The organism is Hymenobacter sp. GOD-10R (genome assembly GCF_035609205.1).
Classification (GTDB): Bacteria; Bacteroidota; Bacteroidia; order Cytophagales; family Hymenobacteraceae; genus Hymenobacter.
Map to the genome: position 1 here is coordinate 4,754,088 of NZ_CP141184.1, position 23,134 is coordinate 4,777,221.

20 protein-coding genes are annotated in these 23,134 nt (G+C 52.6%); 15 read left to right on the forward strand and 5 right to left on the reverse strand.

Annotated elements, in window-relative coordinates; translation table 11 throughout:
- Positions 1–13 precede the first annotated feature (13 nt).
- Positions 14–664, forward strand: a complete 651-nt coding sequence (locus SD425_RS18810) for an outer membrane beta-barrel protein (RefSeq protein WP_324671540.1) — start codon at positions 14–16, stop codon at positions 662–664.
- 134 nt (positions 665–798) lie between these two features.
- Here the strand turns inward: SD425_RS18810 and SD425_RS18815 are convergent, their stop codons facing one another.
- Positions 799–2,457: a catalase gene (locus SD425_RS18815; protein WP_324671541.1), complete on the reverse strand. Its 1,659-nt coding sequence runs from the start codon at positions 2,455–2,457 to the stop codon at positions 799–801.
- A gap of 338 nt (positions 2,458–2,795) precedes the next feature.
- On the opposite strand from SD425_RS18815, the gene SD425_RS18820 reads away from it, so the two are divergent.
- The 6 genes from SD425_RS18820 to SD425_RS18845 all read left to right on the forward strand — a co-directional run bounded on the left by SD425_RS18820 (position 2,796) and on the right by SD425_RS18845 (position 8,607).
- The gene (locus SD425_RS18820) at positions 2,796–3,284 is read left to right on the forward strand and encodes a TlpA disulfide reductase family protein (protein ID WP_324671543.1); all 489 of its coding nucleotides are present in this window, start codon (positions 2,796–2,798) and stop codon (positions 3,282–3,284) included.
- 423 nt (positions 3,285–3,707) lie between these two features.
- Positions 3,708–5,150 carry a T9SS type A sorting domain-containing protein gene (locus SD425_RS18825; RefSeq protein ID WP_324671545.1) on the forward strand — a complete coding sequence of 481 codons (1,443 nt, stop codon included), beginning with the start codon at positions 3,708–3,710 and terminating at the stop codon, positions 5,148–5,150.
- A 300-nt stretch (positions 5,151–5,450) separates the two neighbouring features.
- On the forward strand, positions 5,451–6,752 hold the full coding sequence (locus SD425_RS18830) for a T9SS type A sorting domain-containing protein (RefSeq protein WP_324671546.1): 1,302 nt from the start codon (positions 5,451–5,453) through the stop codon (positions 6,750–6,752).
- A 230-nt stretch (positions 6,753–6,982) separates the two neighbouring features.
- Complete coding sequence (locus SD425_RS18835; protein WP_324671547.1) at positions 6,983–7,192, forward strand: hypothetical protein; 210 nt, start codon at positions 6,983–6,985, stop codon at positions 7,190–7,192.
- A gap of 198 nt (positions 7,193–7,390) precedes the next feature.
- Complete coding sequence (locus SD425_RS18840) at positions 7,391–8,119, forward strand: fasciclin domain-containing protein (protein WP_324671548.1); 729 nt, start codon at positions 7,391–7,393, stop codon at positions 8,117–8,119.
- A gap of 107 nt (positions 8,120–8,226) precedes the next feature.
- Positions 8,227–8,607, forward strand: coding sequence for a hypothetical protein (locus SD425_RS18845; RefSeq protein WP_324671549.1), 381 nt, complete (start codon positions 8,227–8,229; stop codon positions 8,605–8,607).
- 46 nt (positions 8,608–8,653) lie between these two features.
- Here SD425_RS18845 and SD425_RS18850 read toward each other — a convergent pair whose 3' ends face one another.
- Positions 8,654–8,935: a GNAT family N-acetyltransferase gene (locus SD425_RS18850; RefSeq protein ID WP_324671550.1), complete on the reverse strand. Its 282-nt coding sequence runs from the start codon at positions 8,933–8,935 to the stop codon at positions 8,654–8,656.
- A 181-nt stretch (positions 8,936–9,116) separates the two neighbouring features.
- Between SD425_RS18850 and SD425_RS18855 the strand changes: the two genes are divergently transcribed.
- Positions 9,117–9,584: a hypothetical protein gene (locus SD425_RS18855; protein ID WP_324671551.1), complete on the forward strand. Its 468-nt coding sequence runs from the start codon at positions 9,117–9,119 to the stop codon at positions 9,582–9,584.
- Positions 9,585–9,777: 193 nt separating this feature from the next.
- Here the strand turns inward: SD425_RS18855 and SD425_RS18860 are convergent, their stop codons facing one another.
- The 3 genes from SD425_RS18860 to SD425_RS18870 all read right to left on the reverse strand — a co-directional run bounded on the left by SD425_RS18860 (position 9,778) and on the right by SD425_RS18870 (position 16,833).
- A complete protein-coding gene (locus SD425_RS18860) occupies positions 9,778–11,889 on the reverse strand; it encodes a TonB-dependent receptor family protein (protein ID WP_324671552.1) in 2,112 nt (703 codons plus the stop codon).
- Between the two features lie 166 nt (positions 11,890–12,055).
- Positions 12,056–13,633 (reverse strand): SusD/RagB family nutrient-binding outer membrane lipoprotein, encoded by a 1,578-nt coding sequence (locus SD425_RS18865; protein WP_324671553.1) that lies wholly within the window; start codon positions 13,631–13,633, stop codon positions 12,056–12,058.
- A 14-nt stretch (positions 13,634–13,647) separates the two neighbouring features.
- Positions 13,648–16,833, reverse strand: a complete 3,186-nt coding sequence (locus SD425_RS18870; RefSeq protein ID WP_324671554.1) for a SusC/RagA family TonB-linked outer membrane protein — start codon at positions 16,831–16,833, stop codon at positions 13,648–13,650.
- A gap of 475 nt (positions 16,834–17,308) precedes the next feature.
- Here SD425_RS18870 and SD425_RS18875 point away from each other — a divergent pair, with 475 nt between their 5' ends.
- The 7 genes from SD425_RS18875 to SD425_RS18905 all read left to right on the forward strand — a co-directional run bounded on the left by SD425_RS18875 (position 17,309) and on the right by SD425_RS18905 (position 22,586).
- Positions 17,309–17,593 (forward strand): hypothetical protein, encoded by a 285-nt coding sequence (locus SD425_RS18875; protein WP_324671555.1) that lies wholly within the window; start codon positions 17,309–17,311, stop codon positions 17,591–17,593.
- Positions 17,594–17,714: 121 nt separating this feature from the next.
- A complete protein-coding gene (locus tag SD425_RS18880) occupies positions 17,715–18,212 on the forward strand; it encodes a hypothetical protein (protein ID WP_324671556.1) in 498 nt (165 codons plus the stop codon).
- A gap of 237 nt (positions 18,213–18,449) precedes the next feature.
- A complete protein-coding gene (locus SD425_RS18885; protein WP_324671557.1) occupies positions 18,450–19,649 on the forward strand; it encodes a PQQ-dependent sugar dehydrogenase in 1,200 nt (399 codons plus the stop codon).
- A 129-nt stretch (positions 19,650–19,778) separates the two neighbouring features.
- The gene (locus SD425_RS18890; RefSeq protein ID WP_324671558.1) at positions 19,779–21,131 is read left to right on the forward strand and encodes a dicarboxylate/amino acid:cation symporter; all 1,353 of its coding nucleotides are present in this window, start codon (positions 19,779–19,781) and stop codon (positions 21,129–21,131) included.
- Positions 21,132–21,258: 127 nt separating this feature from the next.
- Complete coding sequence (locus SD425_RS18895; protein WP_324671559.1) at positions 21,259–21,813, forward strand: hypothetical protein; 555 nt, start codon at positions 21,259–21,261, stop codon at positions 21,811–21,813.
- Positions 21,814–21,949: 136 nt separating this feature from the next.
- On the forward strand, positions 21,950–22,261 hold the full coding sequence (locus tag SD425_RS18900; protein ID WP_324671560.1) for a hypothetical protein: 312 nt from the start codon (positions 21,950–21,952) through the stop codon (positions 22,259–22,261).
- Positions 22,262–22,271: 10 nt separating this feature from the next.
- Complete coding sequence (locus tag SD425_RS18905) at positions 22,272–22,586, forward strand: outer membrane protein assembly factor BamE (protein WP_324671561.1); 315 nt, start codon at positions 22,272–22,274, stop codon at positions 22,584–22,586.
- Positions 22,587–23,134: the final 548 nt, after the last annotated feature.

Here is a 23,134-nt window from a genome sequence, read left to right on the forward strand (position 1 = left end):
GGCTGAAGCTCAGGTGAAATTCAGCCTAGGTCCGCGTGTTGGCGTTCAGCAGACTAGCCAAAAGAACTATTATCCCGATGACCTATATGGCCAGCTACAGGGAAGTACACCACGCTATGGTTTGCAAGCTGGAATAGTAGGAAGCATACAATGCGGCCACTTTGCTATTCAGCCAGCTGTATTGTACTCTCAAAAAGGCTTCCGCTACACGCAGGAAGGGCTCTATACATTTTTTTACGACAAGAGTACCTACGTTGTAACAGCTTCAACAGTAAGTAATTTAGATTACATCGAAGTACCATTAAACTTAGTCTACTCGATTAACCGTGAAGGCGGCTTCCAAATTATAGTGGGTTTGTACGAAGCTACTGGCGTTGGCGGCAAGACAAGCAGACGAGCTACTCTTGACGGTAAACCTGCGTATGGTGGTCCTATATATAGTGATGACTATGGCTCTTTTCGACAGGGGCTTCAACGTTACGATATTGGTCTGACCGGAGGAGTAGGTTACAAATACAAAGCGCTGCAAGTACAAGCTATTTACGGCCTGGGGGCCTTCAACGTCGATCAACAAACCAGACGCAACATAGCTGCCGCAAACTACAACTCGCCAAATCGTAGCCTACAGCTTACGGCAGCCTACTTATTTTCCTTTAATCCTTAGGACTAAATTTTGTCTAATAGAAAGGTAACAATCATTTGCTACCATCATGTAGCTAACAAAACAACCCCGCACCTGGCTAGGTACGGGGTTGTTTTGTTAGCAGAAGCTGTTTCTGCTGAAGCTAGGTTCTAGCCTTAGTAAGGCTTGGCGTCGTGCGCCATTTCCTCGGCTTGCTCTACTGCTTTCTCAGCTTGCTGGTCGTTATACTGGTTGCCGCCTTCGGTGTTGGCGTTAGCAGCTTTGATACCGTCGGCCAAGCGCTTGCCCCAATCGGCGTCGCAGTTGGTGCACAGCTCAATCATCTTATCCTGAATCACCTTCTCCGCATCAGCGAGGGCACCCACCATGTTGTTGATGAGGTCATTGCGCTCCCAATCTTCGTGCTTGCGGTACCGGTCGCCGGCCTGGCCGAAGTTGTTGGTGCGGTCGATGGTTTGACGGACCAAACGACCCGTGTACATCGGCTGGTGATCAGGGCCCTGTGAAGGCGACTCCTTCAAGCCGTTGAGGCTGCTAGGCTCGTAGTTCACGTGCGGGTTCTGGTTGGGTGCCGCGTCTACGTGGTACGTCATCTGACCATCACGCTGGTTTGTAGCCACGTGCTTTTTAGGCGCGTTGATGGGCAGCTGCAAGTAGTTAGGTCCTACACGGTAGCGCTGCGTATCCGAGTACGAGAAGGTGCGGCCTTGCAGCATCTTGTCGTCCGAGAAATCAAGGCCATCGACCAATACACCCGTACCGAATGCCACCTGCTCTACTTCAGCGAAGTAGTTCTCGGGGTTCTTGTTCAGCGTCATCATGCCCACAGGCAGGAAGGGGAACTGATCTTCAGGCCAGATTTTCGTGTCGTCGAGCGGATCGAAGTCCAGCTCAGGGTGCTCGTCGTCCGACATAATCTGTACGCACAGCTCCCACTTGGGGAAGTTGCCCTTCTTGATGTTGTCGAACAGGTCCTGGGTAGCGTGGTTGAAGTTTTTGGCCTGAATGGCTTCGGCTTCAGGAGCAGTCAAGTTTTTGATGCCTTGCTGCGGCTCCCAGTGGTATTTCACCAGCACCGCTTCACCCTGCGCGTTCACCCACTTATAGGTGTTCACGCCTGAGCCTTGCATCTGGCGGTAGTTGGCCGGAATGCCCCAGGGCGAAAACAGGAAGCTCACCATGTGCATGGCTTCCGGCGTGTTGGCGATGAAATCGAAAATGCGCTGGCCTGTCTGGCGGTTGAACACCGGGTCAGGCTTCTGCGAGTGAATCAGGTCGGGGAACTTGATGGCGTCGCGGATGAAGAACACCTTCAAGTTGTTACCTACTAGGTCCCAGTTGCCATCTTCGGTGTAGAATTTCACCGCGAAGCCACGTGGGTCACGCAGGGTTTCGGGCGAGTGACCGCCGTGGCCTACCGTCGAGAAGCGCACGAACACCGGGGTTTCTTTGCCCTTGGTGTTGAACAGCTTAGCACGGGTATACTTTTCAATGGGCTCACCACCTACGGTGCCGTAAGCTTCGAACACACCGTGCGCACCGGCGCCACGGGCGTGTACTACGCGCTCCGGAATACGCTCGCGGTCAAAGTGGCTGATTTTCTCGATGAACTGGTAGTTCTCGAGCGTAGCTGGCCCGCGGTTGCCTACAGTGCGCAGGTTCTGGTTGTTCGATACGGGATGCCCTTGACGGGTGGTGAGGGTCTGAGCATTCTCGCCGGCAGCAGTACGCTGGTCCTGGGAGGTGCCGGCACCCGTCACGGCTGTGCCCGTGCCGTTGCCCGAAGCGCCATTCTGATTTTGATCTTGGCTCATAAGGATGGGGACTTTGGTTGATTAGGTTTCGCTGCTTATACCAGTTGCTGGCGTAAGTATTTTCCAAATTAACGCTGCTTTTCGCAGACTATGCAAACGCTTACCCGGCAGACCGACAGTAGAAAGGGAAGCTTCTGAGCTGTCCTTTTGTTTAAAGATTGGCTGCTTTTCTGGTATTAGGGCGCTCAAATAGAGCCGTCGCTTTTGGGTTTAAGCATCTTATCCTACTTGCAGCTTACTTTCCACCTCGGGCGAGCGAGGCATCAATGTCACCATTTTATACGCAACTGGGCCCGCACCGATTCATAACAAAGCGCTTAGCGTGGCGTTTAGCAACTATGAATTATTTGAAAATGCTCGTTCTCGGCGGTGGCCTGCTAGGCGCCAGCGCCGTTCATGCCCAACAAGTAGCCGTTATCAAGCTGCCTGATCTTCAGAAGCGCCTCGCCCGCCCCAGCGACACAACGTACGTCGTCAACTTCTGGGCGACTTGGTGCGCACCTTGTATTAAGGAGTTACCTAGCTTCGAGCAGTTGAACACCACTTATGCCAAGCAGAAAGTAAAGGTGCTGTTGGTGAGCATGGACAACGCCTCACTGCTCGACAAGAAGGTAAAACCCTTCGTAGCCAAGCGTGCCCTGAAGTCGGAAGTGATATTGCTCAACGAACCTGACCCCAACTCGTGGATCACGAAGCTAGACCCCAAGTGGTCGGGCGCAATTCCCTTTACCCTGATGGTGAACAACCAGAAGAAGAAGCGCCAAGCCTTCGAGCAGGAGTTTACCCAGGCTGAGCTGACCACGCAGGTACAAGCTTTTTTGAAGTAAGGCTTAGGTCTCGCGCACAAGACTCCCTTCTAAGCTTTTGCTAGTAAGCGCCAGACGGTACCGTCTGGCGCTTACTGCTTGTACGCGCATACGTTAATTGCCATTTAGTCCACTGCCCTCCTGATCGTAAGTAGCTCCACCTCGCTCTACGGAAGACTCTGCCTAGTACTCTTTACTAAGCATAGCAATTATTACATCTATTGTAACCAAGTTTATAAATATTTAAATTTTATATAATTATTTTTTCAAATAATAGTATTAATTTTTATTAATATTATATAAAGCGCCGCAGAATATTTTACTTTTGGCTGAACGATGACCAAATAAGTTCTACCCAATCATATTAAAGTTATGCAGTATTCTGTAGCGCTACACTCTTTGCGGATTCTTCGAATAACACGCATATTAGTAGCTAGCTTACTTTTGAGCTTTTTCGCTTTTTCACAGGATGCGTGGGCGCAATGCGAGACGTGCCGTCCCGTCACAAACAATATTAATAATCTAAGTATAGTCAATGGCGAAACCGTTTGTATTGCGGCAGGCGTGACTGTTTCGGGCCGGATTACTTGGAATGGCACTGGCGGCGCTATTTGCAACAGTGGTACCATCACAGCCGATTTCGACGTTCCTAATCAAGGAATAGTGTACAACAATCAGGGAGCAACTATTAACATCGGCAACCTCAACCTAAATGGTGCGAACAGCCAAATTGTTAACAATGGCAGCTTCACGGCTCGTACTCTCTCTGTAAACCGTGATGCGCAGTTTTCGAACGGCTCAGGTGCAACAACCACGCTCACCAATTTGAACCTGAATAACGGGACCATTACCAATCTTGGTAACCTGCGTGTAGAACCTTCTGGCAACGGTAACATAACCCTGGGTGGTACTATCAGAAACACTATTGGCGCTACGTTCGCCATCACTACCTCTATTAATATCAACTCAGACGCGCAGATAGACAACCTAGGAACCTTCACAGCCAACAATATTAATAACAGCGCAACCATTAGGAACTGCGGCACTTTCCGGCAGACTGTTGCGGGAAACAACGTTGGTTTTACGAACAATGGTCTCGTTCAAAACTTTGGTCTTTTCGATATCCTCGGTGATTTTACTAATAATGGTGATTTTGAAGGTGCTACTCAGGGTGGCGTAGGCATTGTGCGAGTAGGACGGCAAAGCCGGCAAAACAGCGGTAAGTTTGCGGTGGTGGGCTATCTAAACTTTTGTAGAGGGTTTGACACTGACAATGGTACAACGAACGCTGCTAATGTTACTTGCTCAACTAGTCTTGCCACCGCTGGCTGCCGCAACAGCCCATTACCAGTAGAGCTGACTAGCTTCGATGCGAAGCTCAGCAAAGGCAGTGTACTCCTGACCTGGACCACGGCTTCTGAGAAGAACAACGAAAAGTTTGTAGTGGAGCGTAGCGCTAATGGCGAGTCTTTTGAGGCTATAACCGAAGTGGCAGGCCACGGCACTAGCTCAAGCAGCTACTCTTATAAGACTACCGATGTGGCGCCGCTGGCTGGCACTAGCTACTACCGCTTGCGTCAAGTTGACTTCGATGGTGCTACGGCCTACTCACCAGTACTGACCATCCAGAATGCCGCTGCCAACCAAACGAACAAGCTAGGTGTCTACCCGAACCCCGCCACTGACTACATCACCTTGGATCTGCCCAAGGGAGTTAGCGAAACGTACGAGGTACGCATCAGTACGGTGAGCGGCAAGCTCGTACGCCGCCTGGACCTGAGCGGCAGCAACCCGCAGCTTGACTTACACGCTTTGCCAGCAGGCACCTATCTACTGCAAGTACGCAGCGCCAACACGCAAACTGTGCGGCGCCTCATCAAGCAGTAAGCTTAATGGAAGTGATACTGCAGCTTGCTTAAGTGCAAAGCAAGCCATTAGTAAAAAGTTGTAAGCGCGACCAGATCTAGGATCTGGTCGCGCTTTTTTATTAACTATTTGGTAGTCAAATTTTTGCTAAAAATTCTATCAGACGTGTTTTATGGATTCATGTCTAATTCACTAACTAATATATAAAAATATCTAAGTTTTTTTGTCTTAAGCCTTGACATACTCCAAAAAGATAGTAAGTTTATACCAAAATAGAATTGTCCATCTTTTTCTCTGCTATATCCACACCTACCTCTACCCATGCGTTTTTCCTTCTACTCCCATATTTCTAAGAAGCTAGCTTCTGCCCGAGTCTTATTAGGGGCTTCCTTGCTGGTATTGAGCCCGGTTCTAAGTTGGGCACAGTATACTACCTCGCAGAATTTTGAGTCGGCCAATCGGGGCGGTAACCTACGTTATACGACTAGCGGTGATGGAGCCTTTTTCTCAGGCAATTCCGGCGATTCTTACTCACCAGAAAATAGTCCTTTGTACGTTCGTTCTCCTGATGCTCCTGCAGCTATCAACTCATTCGGAGTTAAGAATGAATCTCCTGCTAACAACATTGGCAACGTAGTCACTGCAGATATCAATTTCCGTAACGTGCAGTTTACAGGTACAAATAATGAAGCTACTTTGACTTTTCGCCTTGCTGTTTTCTCTATTAATGGCAATGGCAATGGCAACGGCAATAATCCTAATGGTCTGGAAAGCAATGGTTCGATTGTAGTTGGCATTAACCCAGATAGCGCAGCTAATCCCACAAACTATCAAGATGTACTTACGATTCGTGGGGGCGGCAGCGGCACAAAATGGAGCTTCACTGATAATCTTAGCACACCTCCTAGCACTCTACCTTCAACGCCAGGTTACAACAACGTCAAAGTTTTTTCTTCAAATAGTTTACTTAATACCCATTACACACAAATTCGAGTAAGTCTCGCTACCCTGTCGCAAGCCAAAATCCGGATAAGGCTGAATGCTAGTTCTAGAACCGTACTTCTAGTTGACGACGTATTAATCTCCAGCAATAGCCCCCTACCCGTTGAACTCGTACGCTTTACTGCCGAAGCGCAGGAGAAGAACGTGGCACTGCACTGGATTACGGCTTCCGAGAAGAACAGCGACTATTTTGAAGTGCAGCGCAGCACCAACGGCGAGATCTTCGCTGCTATTGGCAAGGTGCAAGGGGAAGGCACCACGTCCAGCATATCTAATTACCTGTTCACCGACCGTGCGCCGGTGAATGGCCTAGCCTACTACCGCTTGCGTCAAGTGGACCTAGATGGCACTGAAAGCTACTCGCCGGTACAAGCCGTGGAGTGGAAAGGTGATGCGGCAGTAGCATCCTTCTACCCCAACCCAAGCGCAGAATCCATTACGTTTACGGGCACTGAGGGCGTGCTCCACTACCGCATCTATAATGTAAAAGGGCAGCAAGTCGCAATCGGTGAGGCAGCAAGCGGCAGCACCGTAGACCTGCGCGCCGTGCCAGCAGGCATGTACTTGCTAGAACTGAGCAACAAAGGCCAACGCACCGTACAACGCTTCGTGCGACTATAAACCCTCCTGACCACAACCACACCGTTCCTGACCTGAGTAGCTTCTACACTAACTGTTCGCAAACGGCACCCTCAGTGAGGGTGCCGTTTGTCGTAGAAGCGGGAGTAGCGAGCACAACAAAATAGCCTACGCGGCCAACCCTACCGGACGAGCATACGTATGAGGCTCGACACTGCTCGAACTAAAAGCTAGGTCGAGTAGCGTCTCTCTCCAATTTCATTGCTACTCTTATGATGAAGCGAATGTTTTCTGCGGCCCTGGTAGCGCTCATGCTGACCGCCGCTGCCGCACCTGCTGTGCTGGCCCAAGGTGACACCACCAAAGTAAAATCGAACAAGAAGCACGCCAAGGTAAAGACCGAAGACGGCAAAGCGAAAATTGACAAAAAGGATAAAAAAGCCAAGATCAAGGGCGACCAAGTGCAAACGGTAACCCCATAGCTTGCTGCTATTTTAGTGATTCTAAAAGCCTTTGCAAACCGCAAAGGCTTTTTTTATGGCCATTGATTCACTAATCGTTGAATAAAAGCCCTAACTATAGTACATAATACTGATCCTTACCCGTTACACGTTCGTATACACGGTCAGCGCCACAGCGTTGAGTTTAGTAGGCGCCATCTTTCTCCCCACCTGGAAAACATGACTAAGTATTTCTTTCCTACTCTCACGCTTGCCCTAGCTTTAAACCTAGGTGCAGCTTCTACGACTTTCGCTCAAACCAAAACCAAGGAAAAATCGGACGACGAAAAGACCAAGGTGAAGGAGGACGGCGTGATGACGAAAACCAAAGTCTCGAAAGACGGCAAGGTTAAAGTAAAGGGCAAAACCGACGACGGCACCAAGGTAAAAGGCAAAACCCAACAGCTAACTCCCACCAGCTTCATTAGTACGCCTGCCGCGCCGATAGGCGTAGTAGTAGGCGGGGCCCTGATGACACCCGATAAAAATCTTGTTGCAAATGCCGTTAACTCGACGGAGCACACAACGCTAGTGGCCGTAGTAGAAGCCGCTGGGTTAGCAAAAACGCTGGAAGCAGATGGGCCTTTCACCATCTTTGCGCCTACTAATGCGGCATTCGACAAGCTTCCCGCTGGCACGGTGAACTCACTGGTGCTGCCTGGCCACAAGAATAAAGTAGCGAATATCCTCTCTTACCACGTCGTGCCAGGCCGCATCACCGCCGCTGATTTGCAAGACGGCCAGACGTTAACCACGGTAGAAGGCGAACAGCTTACCGTCGTCAAAACCAAAGACACCGTGATGCTGCGCGATGGAAAAGGCAGCGTAGCGAACGTTACCATTCCAGATGTACTGTCTAGTAATGGGGTGACGCACGTCGTTGATGCCGTGCTCATGCCCGCTAAGTAGCCGCTCCCGTAGCTTATTTTTTCGCCGAAGGCAGCAACCGTTAGGCAAAATTGCGTAAGAAGCAGGTGTCCGCTTTGGGCACCTGTTTTCATTTACTCCCTTCCATCATGCAAGACTCCGCGCAAAACACCGCCCAGAATCCTGACGAAAACCCGCCCCGTCGGGAAACCCAGAACCAACCGGCCACCATTGCCGACCCGAATGCTTCCTTTGAAGGAACGCAAGATGAGCATCGCCCAGGCGAAAACCTGTTTACGCTGCCCGAAATGCAGGATCCGCAGCCGCGCAATCCACCCAAGCCACAGGATGACCAGCCAGATGCTCCTCAAGAAGTAGATGCTCCCTCGATGCTCGACCGCGAAACGCACGGCCAGCTGCTCGACGAGCCTGCTGCCGATGGCACATCGGGCGTGTCAGATAGCGTGCTGCGCCCCATTATTGCGCAGTCCAGCAACCTCGACGATAACAATCGCGGAGAGGGGTCCTAGGTCTACGACCTAGGTTTGCCCTTTTTGCTACCTACATAAAGCGCCACTACGCCAGTATATCTTGATACTCAGCGTGGTGGCGTTTTACGTAAGCAGCCATGAACTCGCAGCTTGTGCGCACGCGCAAATGATGCTCACGGGCATACGCTAATCCAGCTTGTGCTAGAGCCTCTCCAACCCCTTGGCCGCGCAGGTTTTCGTCAACAAACGTGTGCACGAAGTCGATTAGCTCATGGGTTGGCTGGCTGTAAGCTAGCTCCGATTCGTAGCCGTCGAGCGTAGCGTAAAAGGTCTGGTCATCTTTGCTGTGGCGGATAGTGGGCTTCATTCGGTAAAAGTTAATAGGGTATGCTACTCGCAGGGTATCCCATACGTTTGCAGCAGAATACGGACTTATCCGAAAAAAGGCCGGAGTTTTTTGGAACCCCTAGCCATAGCCAGAATGAAAGGCTTTGCGTAGAAAGAAGGCGTTAGCGCTTCTTTGAATCTTACTCCTACTCCGACATCCTATGGAAACTCCTGAAAATTCTTCTCACTCCGAGAGTAACTACAACTTCGGTGATGCTGCTGAAAACCTCAAAGTTGGCCGAGACTTAGGCAAGAAAGACGGCGACGCTGATGAAGGTCAGCACCCGCATATAGCCGGTGAAGATGCCGTACCAAACACGGCGAGCCACACACCTAGCTACGGCACTTTCGGCGTGGCCGATTCTACTACCGAAGTACAAGATAGCGCTGGTAATAACCCCGGCGGCACAGCAGCGCCTTCTACCCCAGAACCTAGCCAACGCGGCAACGTGCCTCAAAACCTCAACAACGCCGACGTGCTAGACCACGTGGACGACAGCTACGAAGCGCAACGGGAGTCGTACCGCCGCGATGATCCGCGCTACGGCGGTGGCACCAGCAATTGGCCCACCAACGAGCCCGCTAATCGCACTACCGAAGGTCCCGACCCAAACGAAGACAATTTGTAGGCCTGAACTCAGCTCACCTACATTGGTTGCGCTGATTCATAAACACGATTCTAGACTTGACAATAGAAAAGCCTGCTCTGAAAGGAGCAGGCTTTTCTATTGTCTCTCGTTTAAGATTGAGCGGGCTATTCAGCAATTAGCAGTACATAGAAGATCGGCTCTGCAACTGGTAGGGCCCGCCAGCATCTAGGACTCAAATTTTCCAACCTAGGGTTGCTCCCGCATAATAATTGCGCCCAGGCGCGGGCTGAAAATAGCGGCCGCCGAAGGCGTTCAAATCGTTGCCTAGGCTGTAGCGCCGGTCCAGCGCATTCTCAATGCCCGCATAAATATCAGTCTCTAGGTGGCCTAGCACGGTACGGCGCCAACCGGCGCGTGTCCCGAACGTCCAGTAGCCGGTGACGTACGCGGTATTGGCATCGTTGAGCGGAATGCGTGCTTGGTGACTAACGGTTGGGTTGAGGTAAAAACCGGCCTGCCAATTTGCATCGAGACCAGCCGCCAGGGTCTGCGGAGCAGTGCCAGTCAGGCGCTTACCCGTATTATCTTGGTCGTTATTCTGGTAAGTGCCGAAGCGAAAATGATTGTAGGCAAAGCTCGCCCACGCCCGCAGTCCGGTAGCTTGGGCAGTACCTAGGGTCGCAGCTTCGGTAGTGGGGCGCCAGAGCCAGCCACTCACAGCAGCTTCGAGGCCACGCTGCCGCGTGTTGCCAGAGTTGAAGAACACGCTAGTGCCCGCATCGGTGGTGCGCGTCACGATGGTTTGTCGCAGGCGAAAGTCGAACAAAGCGAGGTCGAAGGTGAGGCGGTTGTTGAACGCGTTGCCTTTTGCACCTAGCTCGTAGCTGGTGCCGCGCTCCGCTTGCAAGGCTCGATTTAAGCTGCCATCCGAAGGACGAATTTCTTCGTCGGTCGGCGGCGAAAAGCCACTGCTCACGCTGGCGTAGGCCGAAATGCGCGGGGTAAGCTCCTTGAGCACGGCCACCCGTGGCGACACCTGCGGCTGGAAGTCGCGCTCAAATTGGTAATTAGTGGGTTGCTTGGCTGCATCCGAAATCCGGGCGATGCGGTAGCGCTGCCGGTTGTAGCTAGCTGCCACGGTAGCTAGAAAACCAGCCGGCAACTCCAATTCCGCCTGCCCGAATACGAACCCGGCTGCTGTCCGAATCTCGTCGTCGTAGCGCAACGTACCGGGTACACCTGCTAGGTTCTGGTAGCTACGCGAGTCTTCGAAGCTGTTTTGAAGCTCAGCCCCGGCACTCAGCCGTAGCGGACGTTGCGCTAGCGTTGTACGATAGTTGAAACTGGAGCGGCCGCCCCAACCCACGCCCGTATTCCGCTCAAAATCCACTAAGTAAGGCGTTTGGATAGTTGTAGCCGAATTATACAGTGTAGTTTTGTTCGAAAAACGGTCAGAGAATCGGTACTCGTGACTTACGCCGAGCAGCGCCGTACGCGATGCATATGAGGCCTTCTGCGCTACCGTACCGGGTGCCGTAGCCGTACTTGGTCGCGCTTGGCGCGGGTTCTGCTCGTACTGGGCCCGCGTGAGGCCACCGGGCAGTTGGTAATTGATATCGGTGTAGAGACCATGCACTGCGAGGGTACGCTTTTCGGAGGGCGCGAACTCACCATCTAGGGCAAATACGTCGCGACGCAGGGCGCTCTGCTCTCGGTAGCCATCCACCGATTGACGGGCATATTGCGCGCGCAAGTAGCCAGTCGCAGTACCGCTTTCCGCCACCACTGAGTAGCGCCGCAAGCCAAAGCTGCCAGCCGTGAACCCAACTTGGGCTCTGGCCTCCTCGGGCCTAGGCTTACGGTTTTCAAACAAGAGTACGCCACCTGTGCCGGCCCCGTACACGCTACCCGCAGGTCCTTTGATCACCTCAATGCGCCCAATAATGGCGGGATCGAGCAGATTGAGCTGCGTGGTGCCGGCAGCCTCCGTGAACGGAATGTCGTTGTAGTACACCTTCACGTTGCGTACGCCAAAGGGTGAGCGAAGCGTGCTGCCCCGCACGCTAATGCGGTAGCTCGCCGTGGCCCGTTCTTCCAACCGCACGCCGGGCAACGTGTTTACCGCCTGCGTGAGCGAAGTTTGATTAAAGCGCTCAATAGTAGTAGCATCGACCACGCCGATGGCAGCGGCCGTGCGGCGCAGCGGCAACCGTGTGCCGTAGCCAGTCACGGTGGCCTCAGGTAGGCGCACGGCGCGAGTTGTGTCGGGCGCAGAAGCTAGGTTTTGAGCGTGAGCAGGCAGCTGCACCAAAAGCAGCGACAGCAAATAGTAGCGTTGGGGCATGAATGAAGACGAATTGACTCTTGCCCAAACGGGAAAGAGGCCCGGATGTTTAGCCAAGTGCGTTCATGCCGAGTTGCACACTTGTTATACTTCCACCTGCTTTCCTTAGAACGCAAAAAAGGAGGCTGACTAGTCAACCTCCTTTTTTGTAGCTCAGACCTAGCTTTTAGTCCAGTACGTCCCAGAAAATCTTGGACGTAAACTGGTTGACATCTGCTGGCACATTTGAGCTATTCGTACTCACTTCCGTCTGGGGGTACATCAGACGTAGCGGTAATTTGTCGGTCCGCGGTGAGCTTGACTGCAAAGAGGCCGGAAATTTCGGATACGCTGTGCGGCGATACTCGTTCCACGCTTCGATGGCCGTTACTGTATTCATAGCCAAATACTTCTGGTAGATGATCTTATCCAGCTTATCCGGGCGGTCGGAGGCGACGTCCCAGTTAACCATTTTGTTAGCAGTATTAGTTGCCAAGTACTTGGTGTAGTCCGGTACCGCGTTGGCTGACACGTTGTTGGCCGTTGTCGACTGGCTCGGGGCGGGCGTGTAGAAATACACGAACGAGGCACGAATTCCATTGTTATAATCAGTTTTGGCGCCGGCGTCCCCTCCAGTCAGATAGCCGCGCGACTTGGCTTCAGCTTGCAGGAAGTAGCTTTCAGCCGCCAGTAGCAGCGGCACTGGCGCGTCGTAGCCCTTCAAGATGCCGCCGTAGTCTTTCCACCGCGAAATTTGAGTGCTACCGGGTAGCGGATTTGGGTCGCCGAGCACCACGCCTTTGTAGGTGCCGTTGAAGGTCCCAGCGGTGGCCTTCACATAAAGCTGCGACACCCTTGGGTCGTTGTTCTTATCGTATTGGTCGATGATGAACTGCGTACCGTTCTGGTAGTTACTCTGAGCAATGCGCGAACCCGTGGCGTTGGCACGGTAGTTACCCCAAAGAGGGTTTAGCTTGCCCGACGTTTGGATGTAACCAGGCTGCACTACCACGTCCGTCGTCACGAAGCCATCTGTGGCCGACTGGAGCTTAGTCATTTCGGTGCGCACGTAGCTATCTAATGATGGCACGAAGGATTGCCGCAGCAACATACGCAGCTTAAGTGTATTGGCAAACTTCACCCAACTGGTCATGTTGCCTCCAAACATAATATCCTCTGCTCCCACGGACTGGGTCGTGGTAGGGGCCGTTTTGATGGCTGCCACGGCTTCGTCCAACCGCAATGCCAAGTCTTTGTAAATGTCCTCAGCCTTATCATATTGAGGCGCAATGAGGGGTACTTCCGCATCGGCCTGCAACGATTGAGTATACGGAATGTTGTTGTATTGATCGACTAGCAGTTGGTAATTAAAGGCCTTCATGATCTTGGCAATAGCGGCGTGGTAGAGAAGCCCTTGTGCGGAGGCGCTTTTCTCAATACCGTCGTAATCCTTCAGGTTGTCGTACGTATTTCCCCAAAATCCCTGATAATACGTGGCACCGTAAGTGTAGGTACGCTCCTCGTTGTAGCCGTTTACGGTACCCGTCTTGCCCCAATAGCCAGCCGTCCAGCTACCGTAGACATTCAAAGTAAGGCCGTAGGTATCAGCCGTCACTTTTAGAGCCTGGGCCAGAATGGCAGACGGAACTACCTTATCTGGAGTTACGCTGTTAGGGTTATCATTAATGTCGTAAAACGACTCGCAGCCGGTCGACAGCGACACGAGGGTGGCAGCCACCAAAAGCTTTGCTATGGTATTTTTCATTTCTGTTGAGAAAATTAGAAGGTGGCCGACAAGCTAGCACCGTAGAAGCGGGTGGGCGGCGTCTGGCCCACGTCGTTGATGCCAATGGCGTTGCCGCTCTGGTTGCTGAACTCCGGGTCGGTCCACTGGTTTTCCTTAGGAACCCACAAGAACAGGTTACGGCCGTAGAGATTGAGGTTCAGCCCCTTGATGAATTTGGCATTGCTCAGCAGCGTAGCGGGCACGGCGTAGCTTAGCGACAACTCGCGCAGCTTGAAAAAGTCGCCCTTGGTGATGTAGTTGGCGGCAATGTTGCGATTGTAGGAGCTGTTGGCCCAGAACTCAGCTCCACCTGGCGTCAGGTTGGTGGTGTTGGCTTCGTAGTTTACGCCGTCAGCGGAGAGCACCGAAGAGTTCGGCATCACGAAAGGCAGGCGACCAGTAGAAGCACTGCGCGCCGAAGCCCCTGTGAAGTCCATAGTAGAGCCCACCCCGTGGTAGATATAGTAGCCCGTGCGGTACTCAGCCTGCGCGGCCAGGGTCAGGCCTTTGAAGGTGAGGCTGGTGTTGAAGCCGTACTTGTGCTTGGGCAGTGAATTGCCGAAGTTAGTTAGCTGGCTGGCCTGCGAGGGCACCCAGCCCTGGCGGTCATACTTGGTACCGTCGGCGGCGGTGGCCTGACCTAGGTTGATGTAAGTAAGGATAACACGGCCTTGGCTGTCGCGGTTGTAGTCGGTACCCTGGATAACCGGGTAAGGCTGCCCTTCGATTGCGTAGATCTGCGCCTGCCCATTGTCGCTGGTAGTAGACAAGGCCAACTGCTTGGTCTGGTCCGTAATCTTGAGCACCTTGTTGTTATTGTAGTTGTAGTTACCTCCAACGCGCCACGTGAAGCCCCCACGGCTCTCGATAGGCGTGAGGTTCAGTTCTACTTCCACCCCATTGTTCTGTACCCGGCCGGCATTGAGTAGGTACGAGCTGTAGCCCCCGGAAGGAGCAATGCTCGCCGCAATAGTTTGGTTGATGGAAAGCTGGTAGTAGTAAGTAGCCGCCAGACTCACGCGCTGCCGCAGGAAGCTTAGCTCGGTTCCTACCTCGGTGGAGTGCGTAAACTCTGGTTTCAGGCTAGGCTGTATTACCTGGTTGCTGAGCGTGAGGGAGGCGTTAGAGCCAAACGGGAAGCCGCTGCCCGTGTTGTAGACCGCCGCCAGGTTATAGGCGCCATACGTGGTAGCCACACCCGACGAACTATTAGGGAAGTTCACCTGCCCTACTTTGGAGTAGCCGCCGCGCACTTTGCCGTAGTCGAAAAAGGAAAGCTCCTTCAGCACGGGAATGGCTTCGGACAGTACCAGCGAGGCATCAACACTCGGATAAAAGTAGGAACGGTTGTCTTTGCTCAGCGTCGACACGGTTTCCTGCCGGCCGGAACCGTGCAGGTACACGAGGTCTTTATAACCGAGGGTAAGGTCGCCGAAGAAAGCGCCCTGGCGGTAGCGGAAGCTAGCCTGCCCGCCGGTCAGTTCGCCGATGCGGTTATTGACGTTAAACACGCCCGGCACGAATAGGGCGTTAGCCGCTACGCTCTGGTAGTTGGCGTTATTGACTTGGAGGTTATTGCCTAGAATGGCTTTCACCGAAATTACCCCAAACCTTTTGTCGAAGTTGAGGAACAGGTCGGAGTTGAGGCGGTTCACGCTGCTGCTCAGATCGGACACGGTCCCTGGGATGTTGGTACGGGAGTTGACCGGTCGAGTAAGCGTGTAGTTCGAGTAAGTGAATTTCTCCTGCCAACTCTTGCTGACCTCACTGATGGAAGTCAGGCCCACGCGGTACTGCGCCGATAGCCAGCTGGTCACCTTGTAGCCTAAGTCGATATTGCCGACCAATGTGTTGCGGCGGGTGCTGCGACGGTTATCGTCGAGGTTGAAGTAGGGGTTAGCGAAGTACTCGTTGTAATAGCCGTTGGGGTTAGCATACACGTCGGTTTGCCAATTTTTGTAACGAGAGAGCGGAATCAGCGACGAGGTGTTCAATAACTGGTTGTACACCCCACCAGTCGTCTGGTCGACCTTATAGGTGGTGTACGACACGTTCACACCGGCCGAGAGCTTGCCCATCTGGCGCGAAGCATTGGTGCGGAACGTGTTGCGGTCATATTCGTCCTTAGGTAGAATACCTTTGTTGTGAGTGTTCTGATAGGAAACGTAGATTTTAGTGTCTTTGTCGCCGCCCGAGAACGACACGTTATTCTGCATCTGGTAGCCGGTGTTAAAGAAATCCTTGCGCTCATTTGGCCGCGACACATACGGAATCTGTTGCACGTCACCTACCTCCGGCTTGTAGCCCAGTTCGCGGATAGTACCGTCGAAGCGCGGACCGTACTGCTGGTTCTCGTAAGGCGTATACTCCTGAATCCACTCCGATGAACCGGGCCCGAACTCATTCTGAAGCTTGGGCCAGAAGCTTATCTGCTCCAGCTGCGACGTGTGTGAGAAGGTAACTTGGGGGCCGGAGCCACCTTTTTTAGTTGTAATGATGAGGGCGCCGTTGGTAGCCTGAGAGCCGTAGAGGGCGGCCGCGTTGGCACCCTTCAAGATGGTGATGTCGGCGACATCGTCGGGGTTCAGGGAGGTTAGCACGTCCTGGGTAGTCTGCACGCCGTCGATTACTACCAGGGCCTGGTTTTCGCCCGTGAGTGAGCGGGTGCCACGCAACGTAACACGCACGCTGGGGTTGATGCCGTTGTTCACGGTCTGGATCTGCAAGCCCGCAACTTTGCCAGCCAGGCCGTTGGTCACGTTCGTAACGCGAGCTTGATTCAGTTCCTTTGCCCCAATAGTCGAGGTGGCGTATCCTAGCTCCTGGGCCTGGCGCTGAATACCTAGGGCACCCGTCACAACTACCTCGCCAAGCTGCTTGCTATCAGCACCTAATGAAACGTTGATTTTCGTAGAAGAACCAATTGGTTGCTCAACGGCTAAATAACCAATTGAAGAAAAGGTAAGAACGGAGGTAGTGGTAGGAAGCGTAATAGAGTAGCCCCCGTCGGCATTCGTGGAAACGCCAATGGTGGTGCCTTTCGCCAACACTGTCACGCCAGGTAGCCCCTGGCCGTTGGTTCGGTCCGTTACCCGCCCCGATATTTCCCGACTCTGCGCTGCTACCTGCTGCAACAGGCTAACAACGAGGAGAAGTGTTACAAGTAGTTTTTGTTTCATGTAGTTGCTTTAAATGGTTTGGTGGTGAGCTAAACGACATTGGTCCGCAATTATACAGTTCAGTTATTGTTTTAATACTATTACTTTCATTTTGAAAAAATGTAATTTCTTTGCACTTTATATGCAAACGTTTCAGTAAACAAACCTTTGCATTGAATTTATTACTCTATATGTTGGCTATTTTTATAAACGCTAGTCCCATTTTCAGAATCTACATAATCTGTCTAAAATAAATAATCATATTTTAACACAACGTTAACACAGCTTTCAACAATATTATATAAACAAAGTACAATTACGTCATATGTATTAATTGCTATAGACTTGCACTTATTCTACTTAACAGGCTGTTTTCTACCTAGCCTGTTGACCTACTGTACCTTGTTGGCTATTTGTATGTATCCGCTAGTGCCAAAAGACCCGTTTACCTATTATTTTATTCAGAGCATCTACCTCCTCTCTTCTTTTCGTTCCTATGAAACAGTACCTCACCCCTCAGGTGCTAGCTGCTCTCCAACAGCTTCCCACCTCTGATGCGCCCACTCCTACGACTCTGGCTACCACATCTGAGGAATTACAGCAGCGCGCCATCGCTCTTGATGACAAGCTCACGGACCTCTCCTTGGATGAAATCGAAGCGCAACTCCAAAGCATTTTCGACGACGACACCTGGACCCAGCAACAACTGCCCGCCGTGCCGGAGCAGGTAACGCACCGCTACACGTATGTATATGTGAACCAAGCGTTGCTCGGGAACTAGGCTAGGTTTATCCGCCGTAGCGAAGACGTTTTATTGCGCTATTTGAGTAATGGTCGTGTGGAAAATGTTGAGCCCTGGCATCAGCTAGCTATACAGGTTCAACCTTATAGCCTTCACCCCTATGTACTTCCCTCGTCGTTATCGTCGCAAGCTGTTGTTTCCGCCGGGGCTGCTGGCTCTTAGTGTTTTGTTGCTGCTCGGGTGCATGCGGATAGCCAAAGACCAGAGGTTTCGACCTCAGTATGTTTTGCAGTTCAGCACCATGTTGAATTGTGATAAAAACTATTCAATTCTTGATAATGGTCTTATTTCTCGTTGGTGCTATACACAACAAGAACTTGGTGCCTTAAGAATATGGCGTGACTATAGTTTTACTAGTAACGCTTTTTCTAACTGGTGGATAATCCAAGCATCTCAGCAGCATCTCGATAAACTTCAAAGGTTTCCGAACTCCGTTGATGGCATCAGATTTTGCTTTGGTTCGGATGCATTTTACGGTAATGTAATCCAAGTACTCGATATGCTGACAAAGCAGAAGAAGGATAGGTATATCGTTGATAACAGAGGTAAAATGCTCACTATTTATGCTTTTGCAGAGGAGATTGTGATGTACCCTTAGCACTCTCGGGTACATTCAGGTGCGGTTATACATTCCACATTACACCAGATACGCCTAAAATTCTCTCTCTCCAGCAATCATTATTCAATCCAGCTTGGCGCAACTCCCTCTACTTACTCCTGCTGCTAAGCATAGTCTCCATCTGGAAAATGATGTGACCTAGCTTCTACTAAGCTAGACCGGCAACCCTAGCGGCAACTCCACAGTTGAACAAGGCACACCTAGCTTATTCAACTAATGCGCCTGCTTACCCTCGCTCTTACTTGCCTCGCGGCTACCACCACGATTGCCCAAAACGTGCCGCCCGAGGCAACGCCCTTCAAAATGACGGGCAACATCTATTTGCCTTCTAAGCTGCCCGTAACCGACGCGCGGGTGGCGAGCTTGAAAGTGCCGGCCGGTTTCACCGTCAGCAAGTACACCGAAGGGCTCGATATGCCGCGCATGCTGGCCGTGGCGCCCAACGGCGACGTGTATGTCTCGAACCGGGTGAAGGGCACCATCACACTCCTTCGCGACGCCAACAAAGACGGCAAAGTGGAACTCACCAAACAGGTAGCCCAACGCCCCCACCTGCACGGCCTAGCCCTCAAAGACAACAAGCTCTACATAGCCGCCATCCGGGAGGTGTACGTGGCAGATATTCAGAAGGACGGCAGCCTAGGTGCGCTCAAAACGCTCTATAAGGATCTGCCCGACGCTGGTCAGCACGCCAACCGGACCCTGCACTTTGGCCCCGACGGCAAGCTGTACTTATCAGTAGGCAGCACTTGCAACGCCTGCGACGAGGACAACCCCGAAAACGCGACTCTGCTGCAAATCAACACTGACGGCTCGGGGCGGCGCGTGGTGGCCCGCGGCTTACGCAACACCATCGGTTTCGACTGGCACCCCACTACCAAGGCCTTGTTTGGCATGGACCACGGCATCGATTGGCTCGGCGACGAAGACCAGCAGGAGGAATTCAACCAGATCAAGGACGGGGCCCACTACGGCTGGCCGTCCATCATTGCCGATGGCAAGCATTACCCCGCCAACAAACCCAAGAGCGGGGAAACTTACGAGCAATTCGACGCCAAAACGCAGCGCCCTTTGCTCCTCTATAAGGCGCACTCCGCCCCGCTCGGCTTGATCTTCTATAACGGTGCGCAGTTTCCAGCCGAGTACAAAAACGACGCTTTCGTGACTATGCACGGCTCCTGGAACCGCGCGCAGCCTTCCGGCTACAAGATTGTGCGCGTGCGCTTCAACACCCAGGGCGAGCCCCAACAGTTCGAAGACTTCCTAACCGGCTTCCTAGTTGAAAACGACAAATCGGAGTTTGGGCGCCCATGCAGCATTGTGCAAGCCCCCGACGGCGCCCTGCTCGTGTCGGACGACGACAACGGCGTGATCTACCGCGTAGCGTATACGGCCGGCGCAAAAAAAGCTAGGTAACCTAGCCTAGCACGCTGTATGTGCTACTTTTCGGCGGCTCAGTCGACCTGCCGTTCTTTCTCCCTGGCTTTCCTTTTCGTTAGCTTGTGGCGTTGTACTTTGGTGAGGCAGCCTGCTTCTATCCATTTCATGAAAAAACTTGCTTCCAACCTCACCTTTCAGGTCCTCACGGCTATTGCCCTTGGCATCGTGGTCGGTTCGCTGTTCCCTAGCTTTGGGGCGGCGCTCAAACCGGTGGGCGACACGTTCATCAACCTGATCAAGATGCTCATTGCCCCCATCATCTTCCTGACGGTGGTGCTCGGCATTGGCAGCATGGGCGATATGAAAAAGGTGGGCCGCGTGGGCGGCAAGGCACTACTGTACTTCGAAATCGTGACGACCCTAGCTTTGGTGATTGGCATTACGGCCGCCAACCTAGCCAAGCCCGGCCACGGCATCGACGCTCGTGCTTCGGTAGCGAACCAAGGCACCGCCCAAGCCGCCGAAGCCGCCAAATACACCACCCAAGCCACTTCTGGCGGCATGGACTGGGTGGAGTTCGTCACGCATATTGTGCCGCACAACGTGGTGGGCGCCTTCGCAGAGGGCGAGGTATTGCAAGTATTGTTGTTCGCGGTGCTATTTGGCGTGGCAGTTAGCCGCTTGCCTACCAGCTACGGTCAACCGCTGATGAAAACCTTCGACCGGCTGTCGCACGCCATGTTTGGGGTGTTGGCTATCGTGATGAAGCTTGCGCCGCTGGGGGCCTTCGGCGGCATGGCTTTCACTATCGGCAAGTACGGCATTGCCACGCTGCTGCCGCTGGCAAAACTCATGGGCGTGGTATACGTGACCATGTTCCTGTTCATTTTTGTGGTCCTGAACCTCATCATGCGCTTCTATGGCCTGAGCTTGTGGCGCTACCTAGGTTTTATTAAAGAGGAAATATTGCTAGTACTCGGGACCTCATCGTCGGAGTCGGCACTGCCACGCATGATTGATAAGCTCGAGCGACTCGGCTGCTCGCGCTCCGTCGCGGGACTCGTCATCCCGACGGGCTACTCTTTCAACCTCGATGGCACCTCGATCTACTTATCCATTGCTGTCATTTTCCTGGCCCAAGCCTTCGATATTCCGCTTTCTTTAACCCAGGAACTGTCGCTGATTGGCATTCTGATGCTCACCTCGAAAGGGGCGGCGGGCGTCACCGGTTCGGGCTTTATTGTGCTAGCTTCTACCCTAGCCGCCACCAAAGTGATTCCGGTAGAAGGCGTAGCGCTGCTACTGGGCGTCGACCGATTTATGAGCGAAGCGCGGGCCATTACCAACGTCATCGGCAACGGTGTGGCCACGCTAGTCATTGCCAAGAGCGAAAACGAATTTGACGAAGTGCGGCACCAGCAAGCCTTGCGAGGGCTAGCCCTTCCGGCTGAGCAACTCCCCGAAACGCCCGCTCCCAAACCCGTGTTGCAGGATTACCAGTTTCCGCAGGAGAAATAAACCTAGCTTTTGCGCTTGAGTAGGAACGTGCCACGGTGCATTCCTCGTTAACTATCCTGCGCACATTGCCAGTAAGGCCCGCACCCTGGCGCTTGCCTTACTGCTCTGGTTCCCTACCCCAGACTCTATGCCTACCCTTTCCCCCGACCTGCGTAAAGCCCTACTCAACCTACCTCAGAAAGAAAAAGACCAGCTGCTCACCCGCCTGGTCAGTCAGAACGTCGTGCTGACCGAACAACTGGCTTTCCGCTTGCTAGAAGGTCCTAATGCCTTGGAAGACCGTCGGCAAGCTTTGCGCACGCAGATCGACGACCCAGTGCGTGGCTTTCACCAAACTCCTAATGACCTGTTGGTTATCGTGCGGCAACTGCAAGCACGCATTGGATATCACGCCAAGATAACGGGCGATGCGTTCGGGGAAGTAGAGCTAACCGTACGACTGCTTGGCCGCGTGTTTGAGCACCAACCTGCCGCCGTCGCACGGCTTCACGGCCCTACCCAACTTTTGCTCCAGCACCTAGCCAGGCGCACGCACGAAGCACTGCGGCAAGCCGACAAACTCCATCCCGACTACCATGTGGAGCTAGCTCCCTCCATAAATGAACTGCTGACCCGCGTGTGGCAATCGGCGGCGGCACCGCTGGCTCGCGAGCTAGGGGTACCGCAACAGTGGAATGCCTAACGTATTCTCTGTTGCTGATTGTGGTTATAGCACATGTTATTGCCCTAACTAGCATCCTTTATCCGGCAAATTCAGTACATGGATACGTTGCCAATTGCGCAGCTGCAACCACCAGCAGCCTACAAACTATCCTGCCATGACTTATACCCCGCACCCCGAACACATGCGCGCTCCGCAGCTCAACGAGCATGAGTTGCACCAAGCCCTCGATGAGCTAACGGCTAAAATCAAGGTTTTGCAAAACCGCGCCCACACGACCACGGCCCACTCCGAAGCCACTTACCACGAGCATATTGCGGCGCTAGAAGTGAAGCGCGCCCAACTCGAGCAGCAGCTAGGGTCGGCCAAGAACAACAAGGCCAACTCTGCCCAGCATGATTCCAGCGTGTGGGATGAGATACGCCAAGGCGTTGACAACCTGCGCAAGGATCTGCAGAACTTGTTTTAAGCACCACTTCATGCGGAAATATATTCTCACGATTTCGCTGGCAGCTAGCTGCTTGCTTGCCGCTTGTACAGCCCAGGAAAGCTACAAGAACGCCCAGTCCTGTGAGCAAGTCCAGATTGGCATGACGCAGGAACAGGTGCGCCACCTGATGGGCGAACCGACGGGTCAAGACAACAAAAGCGGCAATGGCACCACCTGGTCGTATTTGTTTGGCAGCGCCACCGACACCACGCCGATTCGTATCGAGTTCGGAGCTGATGGTAAAGTACAAGCCAAAACGTGCGCCCCACAAGCCTCGGGCAAAGAGCGACCAACGGGTAACTAACGCCCCTGCGTAGCCCGGACAGCTTGTCTATCAGCTGAGTCTTCCCTTTCTAAATGCCCCGGAGCAACCTAGCTTCGGGGCGTTTTGCTTTTAGCAGCACTCCTACAGCTGCTTAACTCTGCTTAGGCACGTGTGCTCATCTTGACGAGCTTTTCAGCTCCTCGTAAAACAGCTTTACTCTAGGTGCAGCCAGATTCTCAGATTCTTTCTACAAGAATAAGAAATTGTACCGTTTTGAGAAAATTGGCTAGTACACTAGCTCCTTCGCCATTGTTAAATATATAATTTTATATTTATAATACTCTTGCAACTTTGAATTATACCCATAAATCCTAACAATTGGGTGGAACATAGGCAGACTTGGAAGAAAGGATGAGAATTGTATAAAACAGAGCACACGGCACGAAAAATGTCTTTTGTAGCAGCATAAACTGTACTGCTATTCTTTTTCGATCCGCGTATGAAAGGATTACTACGTACCCTTCCATTAGTACTATTCCTTCTACTAATTAAGGCAAGCTCACTGTTTGCTCAAACAGCACTCGAGA

What these genes read in the sequence shown, in the direction of transcription:
- SD425_RS18815 (WP_324671541.1), bottom strand. Translation starts at nt 2,457, where the DNA reads ATGAGCCAAGATCAAAATCAGAATGGCGCTTCGGGCAACGGCACGGGC.
- SD425_RS18865 (WP_324671553.1), bottom strand. Translation starts at nt 13,633, where the DNA reads ATGAAAAATACCATAGCAAAGCTTTTGGTGGCTGCCACCCTCGTGTCG.
- SD425_RS18885 (WP_324671557.1), top strand. Translation starts at nt 18,450, where the DNA reads ATGCGCCTGCTTACCCTCGCTCTTACTTGCCTCGCGGCTACCACCACG.
- SD425_RS18850 (WP_324671550.1), bottom strand. Translation starts at nt 8,935, where the DNA reads ATGAAGCCCACTATCCGCCACAGCAAAGATGACCAGACCTTTTACGCT.
- SD425_RS18890 (WP_324671558.1), top strand. Translation starts at nt 19,779, where the DNA reads ATGAAAAAACTTGCTTCCAACCTCACCTTTCAGGTCCTCACGGCTATT.
- SD425_RS18840 (WP_324671548.1), top strand. Translation starts at nt 7,391, where the DNA reads ATGACTAAGTATTTCTTTCCTACTCTCACGCTTGCCCTAGCTTTAAAC.
- SD425_RS18895 (WP_324671559.1), top strand. Translation starts at nt 21,259, where the DNA reads ATGCCTACCCTTTCCCCCGACCTGCGTAAAGCCCTACTCAACCTACCT.
- SD425_RS18905 (WP_324671561.1), top strand. Translation starts at nt 22,272, where the DNA reads ATGCGGAAATATATTCTCACGATTTCGCTGGCAGCTAGCTGCTTGCTT.
- SD425_RS18870 (WP_324671554.1), bottom strand. Translation starts at nt 16,833, where the DNA reads ATGAAACAAAAACTACTTGTAACACTTCTCCTCGTTGTTAGCCTGTTG.
- SD425_RS18830 (WP_324671546.1), top strand. Translation starts at nt 5,451, where the DNA reads ATGCGTTTTTCCTTCTACTCCCATATTTCTAAGAAGCTAGCTTCTGCC.
- SD425_RS18860 (WP_324671552.1), bottom strand. Translation starts at nt 11,889, where the DNA reads ATGCCCCAACGCTACTATTTGCTGTCGCTGCTTTTGGTGCAGCTGCCT.
- SD425_RS18820 (WP_324671543.1), top strand. Translation starts at nt 2,796, where the DNA reads ATGAATTATTTGAAAATGCTCGTTCTCGGCGGTGGCCTGCTAGGCGCC.
- SD425_RS18875 (WP_324671555.1), top strand. Translation starts at nt 17,309, where the DNA reads ATGAAACAGTACCTCACCCCTCAGGTGCTAGCTGCTCTCCAACAGCTT.
- SD425_RS18845 (WP_324671549.1), top strand. Translation starts at nt 8,227, where the DNA reads ATGCAAGACTCCGCGCAAAACACCGCCCAGAATCCTGACGAAAACCCG.
- SD425_RS18880 (WP_324671556.1), top strand. Translation starts at nt 17,715, where the DNA reads ATGTACTTCCCTCGTCGTTATCGTCGCAAGCTGTTGTTTCCGCCGGGG.
- SD425_RS18855 (WP_324671551.1), top strand. Translation starts at nt 9,117, where the DNA reads ATGGAAACTCCTGAAAATTCTTCTCACTCCGAGAGTAACTACAACTTC.
- SD425_RS18900 (WP_324671560.1), top strand. Translation starts at nt 21,950, where the DNA reads ATGACTTATACCCCGCACCCCGAACACATGCGCGCTCCGCAGCTCAAC.
- SD425_RS18835 (WP_324671547.1), top strand. Translation starts at nt 6,983, where the DNA reads ATGATGAAGCGAATGTTTTCTGCGGCCCTGGTAGCGCTCATGCTGACC.